Annotated in this window: 12 protein-coding genes; 5 read left to right on the forward strand and 7 right to left on the reverse strand. The window is 40.6% G+C overall.

The window, feature by feature from the left end; all coding sequences use genetic code 11:
- The first annotated feature begins 31 nt into the window (after positions 1-31).
- Both AC5JMF_RS13205 and AC5JMF_RS13210 read left to right on the forward strand, forming a co-directional pair.
- On the forward strand, positions 32-1228 hold the full coding sequence (locus tag AC5JMF_RS13205) for a tyrosinase family protein (RefSeq protein ID WP_495796179.1): 1197 nt from the start codon (positions 32-34) through the stop codon (positions 1226-1228).
- A gap of 61 nt (positions 1229-1289) precedes the next feature.
- On the forward strand, positions 1290-2192 hold the full coding sequence (locus tag AC5JMF_RS13210; protein WP_495796180.1) for a hypothetical protein: 903 nt from the start codon (positions 1290-1292) through the stop codon (positions 2190-2192).
- Between the two features lie 263 nt (positions 2193-2455).
- Here AC5JMF_RS13210 and AC5JMF_RS13215 read toward each other — a convergent pair whose 3' ends face one another.
- Complete coding sequence (locus AC5JMF_RS13215) at positions 2456-4492, reverse strand: protein kinase domain-containing protein (RefSeq protein ID WP_495796181.1); 2037 nt, start codon at positions 4490-4492, stop codon at positions 2456-2458.
- A gap of 190 nt (positions 4493-4682) precedes the next feature.
- Between AC5JMF_RS13215 and AC5JMF_RS13220 the strand changes: the two genes are divergently transcribed.
- Positions 4683-6032, forward strand: a complete 1350-nt coding sequence (locus tag AC5JMF_RS13220) for a PPC domain-containing protein (RefSeq protein WP_495796182.1) — start codon at positions 4683-4685, stop codon at positions 6030-6032.
- Between the two features lie 38 nt (positions 6033-6070).
- On the opposite strand, the gene AC5JMF_RS13225 is transcribed toward AC5JMF_RS13220, so the two are convergent.
- Positions 6071-9454: a CARDB domain-containing protein gene (locus AC5JMF_RS13225; RefSeq protein WP_495796183.1), complete on the reverse strand. Its 3384-nt coding sequence runs from the start codon at positions 9452-9454 to the stop codon at positions 6071-6073.
- Between the two features lie 415 nt (positions 9455-9869).
- On the reverse strand, positions 9870-9998 hold the full coding sequence (locus AC5JMF_RS13230; protein ID WP_495796190.1) for a hypothetical protein: 129 nt from the start codon (positions 9996-9998) through the stop codon (positions 9870-9872).
- On the opposite strand from AC5JMF_RS13230, the gene AC5JMF_RS13235 reads away from it, so the two are divergent.
- A complete protein-coding gene (locus AC5JMF_RS13235; protein ID WP_495796189.1) occupies positions 9938-10174 on the forward strand; it encodes a hypothetical protein in 237 nt (78 codons plus the stop codon). The genes AC5JMF_RS13230 and AC5JMF_RS13235 overlap by 61 nt on opposite strands.
- On the opposite strand, the gene hppD is transcribed toward AC5JMF_RS13235, so the two are convergent.
- Together hppD and AC5JMF_RS13245 are read right to left on the reverse strand one after the other, a co-directional pair.
- Entirely contained in the window at positions 10093-11112 is a 1020-nt protein-coding gene (hppD, locus tag AC5JMF_RS13240; protein WP_495796184.1) for a 4-hydroxyphenylpyruvate dioxygenase, read from the reverse strand. The genes AC5JMF_RS13235 and hppD overlap by 82 nt on opposite strands.
- Before the next feature lie 115 nt (positions 11113-11227).
- Complete coding sequence (locus AC5JMF_RS13245) at positions 11228-11932, reverse strand: SDR family oxidoreductase (protein WP_495796185.1); 705 nt, start codon at positions 11930-11932, stop codon at positions 11228-11230.
- Positions 11933-12248: 316 nt separating this feature from the next.
- On the opposite strand from AC5JMF_RS13245, the gene AC5JMF_RS13250 reads away from it, so the two are divergent.
- On the forward strand, positions 12249-12635 hold the full coding sequence (locus AC5JMF_RS13250) for a hypothetical protein (protein ID WP_495796186.1): 387 nt from the start codon (positions 12249-12251) through the stop codon (positions 12633-12635).
- Positions 12636-12930: 295 nt separating this feature from the next.
- On the opposite strand, the gene AC5JMF_RS13255 is transcribed toward AC5JMF_RS13250, so the two are convergent.
- Both AC5JMF_RS13255 and AC5JMF_RS13260 read right to left on the reverse strand, forming a co-directional pair.
- Positions 12931-13485, reverse strand: a complete 555-nt coding sequence (locus tag AC5JMF_RS13255; protein ID WP_495796187.1) for a EutP/PduV family microcompartment system protein — start codon at positions 13483-13485, stop codon at positions 12931-12933.
- A gap of 127 nt (positions 13486-13612) precedes the next feature.
- Complete coding sequence (locus AC5JMF_RS13260) at positions 13613-14209, reverse strand: Uma2 family endonuclease (protein ID WP_495796188.1); 597 nt, start codon at positions 14207-14209, stop codon at positions 13613-13615.
- Between the last annotated feature and the right edge of the window lie 109 nt (positions 14210-14318).

A 14318-nucleotide genomic window follows, 5' to 3' on the forward strand; every position in this document is an offset into this window, starting at 1 on the left:
TTTGAGTTCTGCTTTCAAAAGGTTATTAATTTTGATTTTTGGGGTGATACTAGCTTGTAGTTTGGGTCTACAAGTGGCGTATGCTCATGTTGAAGAACGGTATCAACTTCCTAGTCTTGATACACCTGTAAGTGTGAGGGTTTATCCAGAAGTTAGTTTATATACTAATCTACGTGTTCGCAAGAACGCGGTTAACCTGACATCAAAGGAGAAAGCAGCATTTGTTCATGCGTTAAATACTCTCAAAAACACGTATCGAAAAGGTAGTTCTATTAGTATTTACGATGAGTTTGTCAGTTTGCATGTGGGGTTGATGGAGTTCATGAGTGCGAAAATCAACATCGCTCATGCTATGCCTGCATTTCTGCCTTGGCATCGTGAATATTTACTGCGACTAGAGCAAGCATTGCAAACTATTGACCCTAGTGTTACAGTCCCTTATTGGGATTGGACTGATGCCAAAGCTTTAGATGTAATTTTGCGAGAGGATTTTTTAGGGTCAAAAGGTCAGGGAATAATCGTTAAAATTCCAGGAGTGGGGAATTTTGAAGGTGGTTTTGTGCAAACAGGTGCGATGGCCAACTGGGTACTCAATGAAAATCTCCATATTGAACCTATTCATCAATCATCTTTAGGAACTCACTTATTACGCTTTGTGAAGATACCGCCATTTGATCGCTATCCCATACCTCAAGAAAAAATTGCGGCACTCAAAAAAGTTGATAATTACGAAATTTTCCGCGCTCTTTTAGAAGGTGATACTTCTATTGATAAGTCAGGTAATTTGGTTCCTGATTGGACACTTCACAACTATGCTCATGGAATTATTGGTGGTGCTAAGGTGAAGTATCTAAATATTTTGCCATTTCGAGATCATCAAATTCAGATTTTGGGCACTATGAATAGCATTCTCAGTTCTCCCTATGATCCGATTTTCTGGTTGAATCACTCTAACGTAGATCGTCTGTGGGCTGAATGGCAAGATGACGGGCATACAGGTGCTAATTTTTACCCTAAAAATCAAGCGCCTAGAGTGCCTTTAGGAAACAATCTCAATGACCCAATGTGGCCTTGGGATGGTAATGTTTCTAGACAAAACAATTTTATCCCTCAAGGGATATTGTCTTTATTGCCTAAGTTGGCGGCGGATGATGTCGTCACACCTGCTGATGTTCTAGATTTTCGGCAGTTGGGTTATACCTATGACACGACTTTGCACAAGAACTGAATCAGGCGATCGCTTTTCTGATAGATAAATATTAAGTACATTTTTATACTTGTCAGCAAACATGACCCGCAAACCTCACGATCAGTTCGCCAAGCAATTTTTAGAAGAACTACTATCACCCTTGGGTAAAGTAGAAGCCAACAAAGAAGTGATTGATGAGGCTCGACAAGTCGATATTTTGTTTTCACCAGCACCCACATCTCTAAATCAAGCCCAAAATCTCGGACTATTAGGAACAATAGCTTTACTGAATACAGCTTTACTCGAACCATTTCGCAATCAACCCAGCAAAACAGAAGTACGCAATTGCCTATTGAAGCTTTTAGAAGTGATTGCTGATAGCCAACGCCAAGCTAAGCGAGAAAATACAACTTTACTAGAGGATGATTTGGCGCGGTTGTGGATTTTATCACCGTCAGCGTCCCCAGGATTGCTAGAAAGTTTTGGCGCTAAACTAAGATTAGAAAACTGGCTATCTGGAGTATATTTTCTGCCTGAAAGTTTGCGAACAGCAATCATCGCCATTAACGAATTACCTGTGACACAAGAAACACTATGGTTTCGGCTTTTGGGTAGGGGAAGTGTGCAACAGCAAGCAGTTAAAGAATTAGTTGCCCTACCACCAGAGAACCTAGTGCGGCGTAATGTTCTAGAAATAGTTTATAGATGGCGAATCAGCGTTATGAGCAAGCTCGAATTAACTCAAGAGGATCAAGAGCTAATTATGAATTTAACTCAAGCTTATCAAGAAGCCAGAGCGCAAGCTGTCCAAGAAGGAGTACAGCAAGGAGTACAGCAGGAACGTCGGCAAGTTATAGAAAATTTGTTGAGATACAGGTTTGCTTCTATGGATGAAGAGCTGTCGAGAGTTGTTGATAGTTTATTACTTTTATCTCCAGAAGAATTTACGCCTTTGTGTTTACAATTATCTCGTGAAGAATTATTAGCAAGATTTAGTCTATAAGAGAAATCCCATTCTTACCAGAGTTCCTCTTGGGTTTGTTGTGAAATAGTAATATTAAGAGGGAATAGGCAGGTGATATCATGTCCGTTTAAAGACTTATGATTGGGCTGACGCGGAGATAGGGAGACGCGGTGAGACAGCGAGTAAAGGAGGGTTTCCCTCCGCAGGCGACTGCGTTAGCGAGCTTGCGAGCGTCACCCGAAGGGGGACAAGGGAGAAATTTTTATGATAAGTGATTAGCCGGACATGATATGAGTTACGAATTATTCAAATGTCCGCCAAATCTTGATAAGATTATCAGCGCTACCGCCACTGGCAATTGTCTTTCCATCTGGGCTGATGGCTACAGAGTAAATATAGCCGGAATCTTGTTTTAAAGTGCGAATTTCTTTTCCGGTGGCAGGATTCCAGATTTTGATAGTGTTGTCGGTACTGCCGCTGACAAGGGTGATGTCGTTTGCGGTTTTGTTGAAGGCGACGGAGTTAATTTTATCAGAATGCCCTTTGAAGGTACGAATTGTTTCTCCTGTGGCTAAATCCCATAGTTTAATTGTCTGGTCTTTACTACCGCTGGCGAGGGTTGTCCCATCAGGACTGAAGGCAACAGAGAGAACTAAATCTGTATGTCCTTCTAAGGTGCGAGTTACTTTTCCTGTGGCTAGATTCCACAGTTTAATTGTCTTGTCCCAACTGCCGCTAGCCAGGGTTTTGCCATCGGGACTGAAGGCGACGCTGGCAACTGCCTGAGAATGTCCCTCTAAGGTGCGGATCAGTTTTCCGGTTGCTAAGTTCCACAGTTTGATATTTTTATCTAAGCTGCCACTGGCTAGGATTTTATTATCAGGGCTAAAGGCAATACTTGCTACTCCTTGAGAATGCCCTTTGAGGTTGCGGATTTCTTCACCTGTTGCGAGATTCCACAGTTTAATTGTTTTGTCAGCGCCTGCACTAGCAAGGGTTTTACTATCACGAGTAAAAGCAACAGCCCAAATCCACCCAGAGTGACCTTTGAGGGTGCGGATTTCTTTGCCTATTGCGAGATTCCACAGTTTGATTGTTTTGTCATCGCTGCCGCTGGCTAGAGTTTGTCCATCGGGGGCAAAGGCGACGGAATTGACATCGCTGGCATGACCTTTTAAGGTTATGGGTTGATGAGAAGTTGTTGATGATTGGGTAATTAGTTGCGGAATAAATTGTAAAAACCAAACTCCTCCTAATCCCAATAAAACGATCGCAGCATTTATCAATAATTTTTTTTTGAGTTTGTCGTTTAATAATGTCGGTGGAACAGGTTTTTGGGTTGTTCGCGAGGTTGTGAGTGTGGTTGCCGATGTTGAGAATAAGGTGGTTGGTGAGGATGTGAGTAAGTTTGTGGGTTCTGATGGTGGTAATTGCTCATTTGTCAAGTCTTTGATGACTTCAGCTGCTGATTGATAACGATGATGAATATCTGTTGCTAAAAGTTTATCTAAGATTGCAGTCAGGTTGATGCTTGAGTTGTTGACTGAGTGACTCCAATGTAGTTGCCAAGACTCAACCCAGCTATAACCCTGGTTTACCCATAATTTCGATGGGCGAACGCCAGTTACCAGATGAAAGCAAGTTGCACCTAAGCTAAACAAGTCACTGGCTGGGTATGCTTTGCCATCCTGCATTTGCTCTATGGGTGTATAACCATGTGAGCCGATGCTAGTGCCCAATTTAGTTTGTCCTGTTGCTGCTGCTGTTAATTGTTTGGCAGAACCAAAATCAATTAGTACGAAGCGTCCGTCACTGCGACGGCGGATAATATTCTGTGGCTTGATATCCCGATGGATGACGCCGCGATCGTGAATAAATTGGAGGACAGGTAATATATCTAACAAAAGTTGGTAGATTTTACCTTCACTATATGTAACTCCTTGTTGCAATTCTTGTAATAAGTTTTTGCCATCGATAAATTGCTGCACTAAAAATAAGTAATTATCTTGCTCGAAGTAAGCCAAAAGCGTAGGAATTTGTTGATGTTCTCCTAAAAGTTGCAGTCTTTGAGCTTCTTCTTTAAACAACTCAACCGCTTTTTTTAAAACTGAAGTTTCTTGAACTTTGGGAGCGAATTGTTTGACAACACACCACTCATTGAGTTTATCCACATCTTCCGCAAGATAGGTTCTGCTAAATCCACCTTCATCGGATAGCACTTTGATGACACGATAATGACCCCTCAACAGTGGTATTAAAGGTGTTCCACAAGTTTGGCAATGCTCATGACCATCAGGATTCTGAGGATTGGTACAATCGGGATTCAGGCAGCAGATCATACTGGGAATCCATGGCAGTTCATGTATATCCTAATTCAGGACGCATATTTTTGCTATGAAGTTGCCGGGGCGATCGCAGAGTATAAAATCATCAGCCTTCGAGTAACCAAACACTTTAAAATAAAAAATGAGATTATTTGCAAGTCATCAAATAAATTCAATTGCAACCTACCTGATTAAAAATAAAATTATGGTAAGAAAAATCAACAAAACATCTTTTTTCAGATTTAACTTAGCTTTAATTTTTTCTCTTAGCAGTAGTTTGTTAATAGCCAGTTATCTCTTACCTATATTCGCTTTAGGAATCCCGTCAAGAGAATTCCAAATTGCCAAAACACCAGATGAAAGGCAACCAGAAGCAGTACAACAAGGAATCGAACAAATCCCTGTTTCTGTACCCTCTCAACCTCCCCAACCCAAACAACCCATCGATTCACCCATACCTGTTCGGGTACCCCCTACTTCAACGCCGCAACCTACAGAAGGTAGTTCTACATCCACACCCCAACCATCTCCGGTAGATGCCAGCCCGACGCCGCAACCCACAGAAGGTGGTTCGACAACTACACCCCAGCCCCAACCATCGAGACCGCGAAATTCAAGCCCAACGCCACAACCAAGACCGAGAAATACCAACCCAATACCCCAGCCATCGAGACCGCGAAATTCAAACCCAACGCCACAACCAAGACCGAGAAATACCAACCCAATACCCCAGCCATCGAGACCGCGAAATTCAAACCCAACGCCACAGCCAACAGAAGGCGGTTCTACGCGTCCCATACAAAGAGGTCGTCAGCCAATTACCCCAGCAACTCAAAGTTCGCCTATTTCCGCTCGAAGTTTGCCTTTTAGAGAAATTAACTTTGTAGATATCGCTTTTGGTATTTTGTCAAGAGGTGATTTTCTCTCCCAAGGTAGATATTTTCATTTCTATCAGTTTGAAGGTAGAGAAAACCAATTATTACAAATTAGATTAGGCGGTAGTACGGATCAACGTCGCTCAAACAACTTGAGTTTGAATCCTTTTATGTTTTTACTTGATCCCGACAATAAAGTTCTTTTAAAAAGAGGTAGTGGAGGGGCAAATAGTGCAATTAAGGATGCATTTGTATTTGTGAGATTGCCTGCTAGAGGTACTTACACGATCGCAGTCACCAGCCGCAATCCTAAAGATACAGGTCGTTATAGTATAGCTTTGAGGAATGATCGAGCCAGCTATACCTTAGATGAACTCGGCGAACTCACCGCCCAAAGCTCAATCCTCAGACAAAATGGTAGCCCTTACAATGTTTCGCAGTTTCAAGGCAAAAAAAATCAATTAGTTAGCATTCGCGTAGATAGTATCAATGAAGAGTTTTCGCCTTACATAGTTTTACTCAATTCCAAAGGACAGAGAATTGCTGCGGATATTGACAAAGATGGCAAGTATAGCGCCCTGATTGATCGAGCTAAATTGCCTGAAGATGACACCTACTATATTATTGTGACTTCAAATAATCCCCAGGAACGTGGCACATATCGATTGACTATTTTTTAAGAGGATTGGGAATTGGAACTGAGTGATTAGCTTTCTTTTTAGAATATAAAGTTATCTGCGTTAGTTAAGCTACTTAGAGGTACATTTTCTACCGTCAGTAACGTTGTAGGTCGAGAGCGACTATTTGAGCCATCTGGGTCAATAAGGATAGTTGTATTGCTGCCCTGAGCTTTAAAACTTAAGTAGCGTTGCTCTTTTAGTCGGTTATAGTCTAAGCCATCTGAGTTTAGGTTATCGAACAGCTTGCTCAAGACAATTTTATCTGTACCTGGAACAAAATCAATAATCTTATCACCAGCATCCCGCAAAGAGGTATAAACAAACAGGTCTTTACCAGCACCACCTTGAAGAATATCTGCACCTTGAAAGCCAGTGATGATATCTCTGTCATTAGAGCCTATAAGCTTGTCGCGTCTTGGTGTACCGTTTAAAACTTGAGCATTTGGGGCATTTATAGTGATTAGCTTTGCTAGTATGTTATTACTTTCATCAGTCTCACGTTGGGATTGGTATCCATTTGTGACAAATAACAAATAGCGATCGCCTACTTTGGTGTCGAGCAAGGTGATATCTTGGTTTTTGGTATAACTAGCCCCGGCTGCGATCGGTGCTTCTATACTGATTTCATTCCCAACAACGGAATCACTATTATCAAGAAACTCGTCGTCAGAAATGTAGACATAGTCAGTTAAAGACTCCGAGAAAGCAGAAACTGCACCTTGATTAGTAACTGTCCAAGACACATTAATAGTTTCACCTAAAGCAACAGAGGTGGGGGTTTGAGCAGCAGATACTATTAAATCTGGCTTGACAAAGGTAATTTCTTTTGCAAGTACATTGTTGCTTTCATCTGTTTCACTTTTAAAGCTTAATGAATCAGTAGTAAATAGCAAATAGTTGTAGTTTAATGCGTAACTGGGGATATAAACATCGAAGTTTCTGGTATAACTGGCTCCTGGTGCTAATGAACTCTCGAATGATGTCAAGGTGTCAATAATTTCAATATCACCAAAATTGAAGAACTCATCTTCGGAAAGATATATCGTGTCCCACCAAAAGTTTGTGGCAGCAGTTGTACCTTGGTTGGTGATAGTGTAAGACACATTTATCGTGTTAGTTCTGATAGTGGTGTCAGTTTCGCGTAATACAGCAGGGTTGGGGATTTCAGCTGAAGAGACTGTCAAATCTGGGCCTTTTATGGTGATTGGCTTTGCTAGTACATTATTGGTTGTATCGCTCTCACCTGGTATGTTGCCTTGATTTGCGACAAATAATAGATAGCGATCGCCTATTTTCTCACCTGTTTTGGTGTAGGGAATAAAAATGTCTTTGCTTACGGTATAACTTGCGCCTGCTGCTAGTAAAGGTGTTGGTGATGTCGGAGAATATCCGAATAGAGAGATATCACTGTCATCTAAAAACTCGTCGTCAGAAATGTATACTGAAGTATACCACCCAGACAATGCAGAAACTATACCTTGATTAGTGACTGTCCAAGACACATTAATAGCCTCACCTGATAAAATAGAGATTGGGGTGTTGGCTGAAGTCACTACCAAATCTGGGGCAGATATATTAATTGCTTTTGCCAGAATATTGTTGGTTTTGTTGCTTTCACTTTGGAAATTGCTTGCATCGGCACGAAATAACAAATACTGATTGCCTGCTCTATTTTGGGGAAGGCCGATGTCTTTGCTGATGGTATAACTAGCCCCTGCTGCTAGCGGCATATTCTCTTCTATAGAGAAGGAAGTGAGAACGGTATCAGACTCATCAAGGAACTCGTCGCTAGAAATATAAACGTTATCAGACCTAGAATTATATAAGTCATCAATTCCAGTAGCAGCAGCAGGAAATGTACTCTGGTTGGTGACTGTCCAAGACACATTAATAGTTTCACCTACTACGGCAGAAGTTGGAGCATCGGCTGAAGATACAACCAAGTCTGGCGCGTTTAAGGTAATTGCTTTTGCGAGTAAATTATTAGTTTCATTGATTTCACTTCTGTTGTTGTATGACAATTCAAAGGCGGTAAATAACAAAAAGCGATCGCCTGTTTTAGTGCTAGGAAGTAAAATATCTCGGTTGAAAGTATAGCTAGCCCCTGCTGCTATTGGTGTATAGTCTTCTCTGATAATGAAACTGACAAGGGTATCACTGTCATCTAGTAACTCGTCATCGGAAACGTAGATGGTGTCAAACCAATAATAAGGGAAGGCAGGAACCGTACCTTGATTTGTAAGTGTCCAAGATACAGAGATTGTATCACCTAATACGGCCGAGGTGGGAGCGTTAGCTGAAGTTACTACCAAATCTGGGGCACTTAGGGTAATAGGCTTTGCTAATACATTGTTGGTTTCATCGCTTTCACTTTGTCGCTTCCCAAAGCTATAATCATTTGCGACAAATAATAAATAGTAATCGCCTGCTTTGCCACCGTTAAGGGTAATATCCTGGTTTACGGTATAACTGGCTCCTGCTAGTAGGGGTGTATTTTCTATTTCCGACGTTGTGCTGATACCACTATCGCTATCATCAAGAAATTCGTCTTCAGAAATATATACTTGGTCTGACCACTTATAATCAGAGAAATAATCAGAGAAAGTAGCAACTGCACCTTGGTTGGTGACTGTCCAAGACACATTAATAGTTTCTCCTAAAACAGCAGAGGTTGGGGCTTGGGCTGAAGACACTATTAAATCTGTACCTATAATTGCTAGTACATTATTGCTATTATCGGCTTCAACTTGGTTGTTGCCTCTGTCGGTAACAAACAACAAATAGCGAGCATCTTTTGTAGTTGTAGGAATGACAATATCTTGGGTTTTGGTATAACTTGCTCCTGCTGCTAGGGGTGTATTCTCTGTAATTGAGGTACGACCGACAAAAGTATCACTATAGTCAAGGAAATTGTCATTGGAAATATAGATATAGTCATACCAATCAGCAAGGGCAGAAACTGCGCCTTGGTTGGTGACTGTCCAAGACAAAGAAATTGTATTATTTGATGCATTGGAGGATAAGATTTTAGCTGAAGATACTACTAAATCTGTACCTGTAAAGGAAACTGGCTTTGGCAGTACATTATTAGTGTCATCAGTTTCCTTCTCGTCGTTACCCCCATCAGCGATGAATAATAAATAGCGATCGCCTGTTTTGGAACTAGGAAGCAAGATATCTTTGTTGATGGTATAACTTGCCCCCACTGCTAGGGGTGTATTCTCCCCAGTTAAGACACCGCTAACAAAGGTATCTTTAAAGTCGAGGAATTCGTCATCGGAAATGTAGATGTAATCATACCAATCAGTTAAGGTAGAAACTACACCTTCGTTAGTAACCGTCCAAGATACAGGAATAGTTTCACCTAATACAGCAGAGATTGGGACATCAATTGAAGATACAATCAGATCACTCTTATCCATAAAAATTCCTAATTATTTTGGTTAATATTGTTCACAATCCAATAGAGACGACAATAACCTCATCAGAAAATAAAGAGAATTTCTATATTTACTTTTATTTGCCTAACTACTGCACCATCTTTAAGCTAAGTGTGGTTTGTGTATATCTTGAAGGTGTTTGTTAACTTTTTAAGCTTAGGTGAATTTTTCTATGTATTAATACGTAAATATCTTATATCAAGTCAAGGCGACTATAATTACATTTTTCCAAAATTAAATAATTTGTAATAAAAGTAATATATATTGCAGAGCTTGGTACTAAGGTATTGCAAAACACCACTACTCAAAAGTGGGACGTAACTCATTACAAAAAGGTAAAATATGGTTTGAGAGTGACGATTAAGTAACAAGTTTATAACCATAGCAGTCAAGAAACTTACTCTAGACGAGTATCTGGCTTATAACGATGACACCGATACTCGCTATGAACTTGTGGATAGAGAGTTGGTTGAAATGCCACCAGAAAGCGATAAAAATAACTTAATTTCTCTCTATCTCCTGTCACAGTTTCTCAAGTTTATCCCGATTCAACTCATCCACCGTAAAGATAAAGAACTCGTAGTCATAGGCAACCGGACTCGTGTACGATACTCCTACTCTCAAGACAAAGTACCGCGTTTGATTTGTTCGCTTTCAATAGCTTCAAATAAGGCGCGGAAGTTACCTTCACCAAAACCTTGAGCTTGAAATCTGCGTTCGATAAATTCAAAGAAAAAGGTGGGCTGTCCAAAAATAGGTTGGGTAAAAATTTGCAGTAGGACAGCGTTTTGAACATCTTCGTTCCAATCTACTAAAATTTCTTGTTGAGCGATCGCTTCGAGTTCTTGGTTTGAGAGGGTAAAGCCTGGACGCTGTTTGAGACGTGTGTAGTAAGTTTGAGGAACTGCGAGTAAAGATAAACCCTGAGTGCGAAATTTAGCGATCGCATTTACTAGATTAGTTGTTTTCAAAGCGATATGCTGAATCCCAGGCCCTTTGTTGACATCTAGAAATTCTTGGATTTGAGAATTGCTGGAGGCTGGTTCATTAATTGGTAATTGAACGCTACCGTTAGGCGAAACCATCACTTGACTATGCAAAGCAGAGCGATCAGTTTTAATTTTAAACATCTGCTGGGGTTGAAAACCTAAAATGTTTTCGTACCAGTCAACGGCACGTTCTAAATCGCCAACTGCCACATTCAGAACTACATGATCTATGGTTGTTAGTTGTGCTTGACTACTAACTAGGGGCTTTTCTATCAAAGTATGTGTCAATGCACCCCAAGCAGCAATTTTGCCCGACTTAAAGGTTCTAGCGCCAATTTGGTATTCTTGGATAGGTTGGAGAATTTTGGCCCCCTGTGCCTGAGCTTGAGCGATCGCTAATTCTACATTTTCGACTGCAAAAGCCACATCCGCAACCCCAGGCGGGTGCTGAAGTAGAAACTCAGCTACTGGACTTGTGGGTAACAGGGGTGAAGACAAGAGAAACTGAACGTTACCGCTTTTCACCACTTCTGTACAAGTGTGAAATGAATTGATACTACTATCTACAGACTGAAAACCCAGATGGTGTAAAAACCAGTCTCGCCAGGTTTTGGCATCCTCTACATAGAAGTGAACGTGATCAATTTCCATAAAATTTGAAAATCCAGCATAACAGCTTATCTATTTGTAAATTTTGCCTTTTTTGCTAGATTTCCGTATATTTCCTAAGCAATAATTATTTAAACATACTGAATAGTCTTTTAATCTAAAAAAACAAATGATTATCAGGTTGAATATTTATTTCCATTGGTACAGCTTGCGGTTCGGCAGAAAGTGCAAAAAAAATTGCATTGGCAGCAGTTTCAGGAGAAAGCATTTTTTTCCGGTCTACTTTTAAACTTACGTTGTCCCAGAAAGGAGAATCTACACCCCCAAAGTAGAATAGCGTGAATTTGACACCAAAGCGTTTAAGTTCTTCTGCCATACACTTGCTAAACCCGACAACACCAAACTTAGAAGCAGAATAAGCTGCTGCCATTGCCATCGAATGTTTGCCGAGAATGCCAATCACGTTACAAATGTGACCGGATTTACGCTTTTGCATTTCTTTAGCAGCCGCCTGAGTGGTGTAAAAGCTGCCTTTGAGGTTAACATCTAGCATTTTTTCCAAATCATCTGGTTCGAGGTTGTTATATGGTTTGAGAATACCAGCACCAGCAGCATTCACCAAAACATCTATTTGACCAAACTCAGCAATAACTTTTTCTATCAAAGCGTCTACTTGTTGCGGATCAGTGATATCACAAGGAACGGTCAAATTTGATCCTGGTAACTCACTTGCGAGTGCTGTTAAACGAACTGCATCCCTCGCAGCTAATACCAACTTGGCCTCTGTATTAGCAAGTTTGTGAGTTAAGGCTGAACCAATACCACCAGTAGCACCAACAATAACTATCACCTGATCTTTCATTTTTTTATTTACAATTGTTTATATCACTTTACATAATATTACATATTTGGGACTGGGGGGATGAGGAGGATGAGGAGGATGAGGGGGATGAGGGGGATGAGGGAGAATAAACAATCCCCAGTCCCCAATCCCCAGTCCCCAGTCCCCAATCCCCAATCCCCAATCCCCAATCCCCAGTCCCCAATCCCCAATCCCCAATCATGCAAATTTGCCAAGCGGTGAAAATCTTGTTAACCTTTATGCTTAAAATTGCTGAAGAGGTCGAGTAAGCATCGATAAGAGGTTAAGTTAAACCTTCGCAGGACGCACCCAAGCCATGCTGACTGAAATTTTTCCTTTCCGTTTTGAGTTAGACACGATCGCAATTGCTGGCGCGAGTTTGTGGTCATTGTCGTTATATTTGGCTTTTAACCCAGTTAGTGAATGGGTGATAGAACAACTAAATCGGTGGTTTAACTTTGCCGAGCGATCGCTTTATACCAGCAAATTAGAATTTGAGAGAACTCGTCAAGCCAGAGAATCCCAAAATGCTTTCTACGCTTCATTATTTAGCATTGTGCCTTTTTTGATAGTTGGTGCTTTATGTAACTGGGGTATAGAAATCGGTTTAGGCCGCGGTTGGGCAATTAGCATGGGCATACTCGCCTGTATTGCTTCCGGTATTTACGAACTAGGGCGACGGGATGGGCAGTCATCTGACTAACAAGGCGACGTATTTTAGCAGTTGCCACAAAAGAGCCTTTGGTTTGTAGAACCTCTAGCAATACGGCAGTAACTAAGACTATGCAAAACCAGCTTGATGAATTAACTCGTGTTTGGGGAATGGCCTGCCATCTTTTTGCGCTAAGCTAAAAAACATCTAAATTACATAATCAAATTAAATAAAACTCTTGTGGGGTGGGCATCTTGCCCGCCCTAATTATGCAAGTTATATGTGGAACAGCTTAGTAGGGTTCACCATACCATTTGGCTCAACTGACTTTCTTTAAATCAAATATTCAAATATTCAAGATTAAACTTAATAACCAACTTTGGGCTGATGTGGGCGATCGCAAATGTACAAGGTTGAGATAGCTATATTCAGGTTCTTGCAATAATAATGAATATTTCTGGCGATTTTTACCGTAGGTTGTTAGCGCCCATAATACAATCGAATCCCGACCAAAGAAAGATGTTTTCCACGTTTCGCAGTTGCCATTACAAACTTCCTGTTGTGTCACTATCCGCGAAATGGTTCGCCACACGATGCGACTCATCACTACAGGGAAAGAATAGTCTAACCAAACAACTGTATCTGCTCGTCCCCAAACGATATCGCGCATCTTGCTGTAATTTCCATCTACTACCCAGCTTTTACCAGATACTGCTTGAGAAACTCGCTCACGCATGACATCATCTGGTGTTTCTACCCAATTAGGTTCCCAGTGTAGATAGTCTAATTCCACATGAGGTATGGCGAGGCGTTGAGATATTTGCTTGGCTAATGTCGTTTTACCTGAACCGCTTGTACCAACTACAGAAATGCGTTGTGGATGTTTGAGAGGCAAGTTCATATTTAATCTCTGACTAACATCGCTATAGGAATCTGACTTGATTTACGAAATTATTTGCTTAGGCAGGGAGTAGGGGAAGAGAGATTTTCTAGATATACGGAGTTTTTTCAAAAATCAAATATGAGTTTTATACTTCGTAAATCCCTTTAAGTAATTCTATTCTGGCTTCAATTATTGAGGGTATTAAAACACAACGGGTTAATAAATCGATACTTAACTCTGGTAGCAATTCACTGTCAAAAATTTGCTCATATTGATCATTTTTAAGATGATATATAGACAACTGATTGTTTTCCCAAAACCAAACTTCTGTAATTTTAAATCGCTTGTATTTTTCTAGTTTATCTATATTGCCACTAGTAATATTCACTTCAATTGCTAAATCAGGGTTTTGTTTCTTTTCCCCTAGATAATAAGACTCATCAGGCTCAAAGGAGGCACTCTTTTCTTTAGCCCTACGAGTAGCACTACCTACAGGGATAAAATTTATCCCTTTTTCAAAAAAGTACGCTTCTAGCAATATAGCCAGAACACTTTTAATCATTTCATGTTCTTCACCAAGAGTCATAAACTCTACACACCCATCAAGATAAGTTATTCGTAAACCTGGTGCATCTGCTGTTAAGGCTTCTATTTGCTCAAATTCTTCCCAAGTGTAATAACCAGGTAAGAGAAATCGCTGCTCTTTGGGTGTGGTGATTTTGTCTACGAGCGGTGTTGCCATAGCTACTGCTGATAATTAATATAACTAGTGACAAATGACAAGACTACATATTGGGATTATCCTAAACCGAATAATTTAGCGATCGCAGGTAATAATTTATTCGCTTCTT

The organism is Desmonostoc vinosum (assembly GCF_059505385.1).

Bases quoted from the DNA above. Each gene is read 5' to 3' on its own strand.
- AC5JMF_RS13210 (WP_495796180.1), top strand. From the start codon at position 1,290: ATGACCCGCAAACCTCACGATCAGTTCGCCAAGCAATTTTTAGAAGAA.
- AC5JMF_RS13215 (WP_495796181.1), bottom strand. From the start codon at position 4,492: ATGATCTGCTGCCTGAATCCCGATTGTACCAATCCTCAGAATCCTGAT.
- AC5JMF_RS13220 (WP_495796182.1), top strand. From the start codon at position 4,683: ATGGTAAGAAAAATCAACAAAACATCTTTTTTCAGATTTAACTTAGCT.
- AC5JMF_RS13225 (WP_495796183.1), bottom strand. From the start codon at position 9,454: ATGGATAAGAGTGATCTGATTGTATCTTCAATTGATGTCCCAATCTCT.
- hppD (WP_495796184.1), bottom strand. From the start codon at position 11,112: ATGGAAATTGATCACGTTCACTTCTATGTAGAGGATGCCAAAACCTGG.
- AC5JMF_RS13245 (WP_495796185.1), bottom strand. From the start codon at position 11,932: ATGAAAGATCAGGTGATAGTTATTGTTGGTGCTACTGGTGGTATTGGT.
- AC5JMF_RS13250 (WP_495796186.1), top strand. From the start codon at position 12,249: ATGCTGACTGAAATTTTTCCTTTCCGTTTTGAGTTAGACACGATCGCA.
- AC5JMF_RS13255 (WP_495796187.1), bottom strand. From the start codon at position 13,485: ATGAACTTGCCTCTCAAACATCCACAACGCATTTCTGTAGTTGGTACA.
- AC5JMF_RS13260 (WP_495796188.1), bottom strand. From the start codon at position 14,209: ATGGCAACACCGCTCGTAGACAAAATCACCACACCCAAAGAGCAGCGA.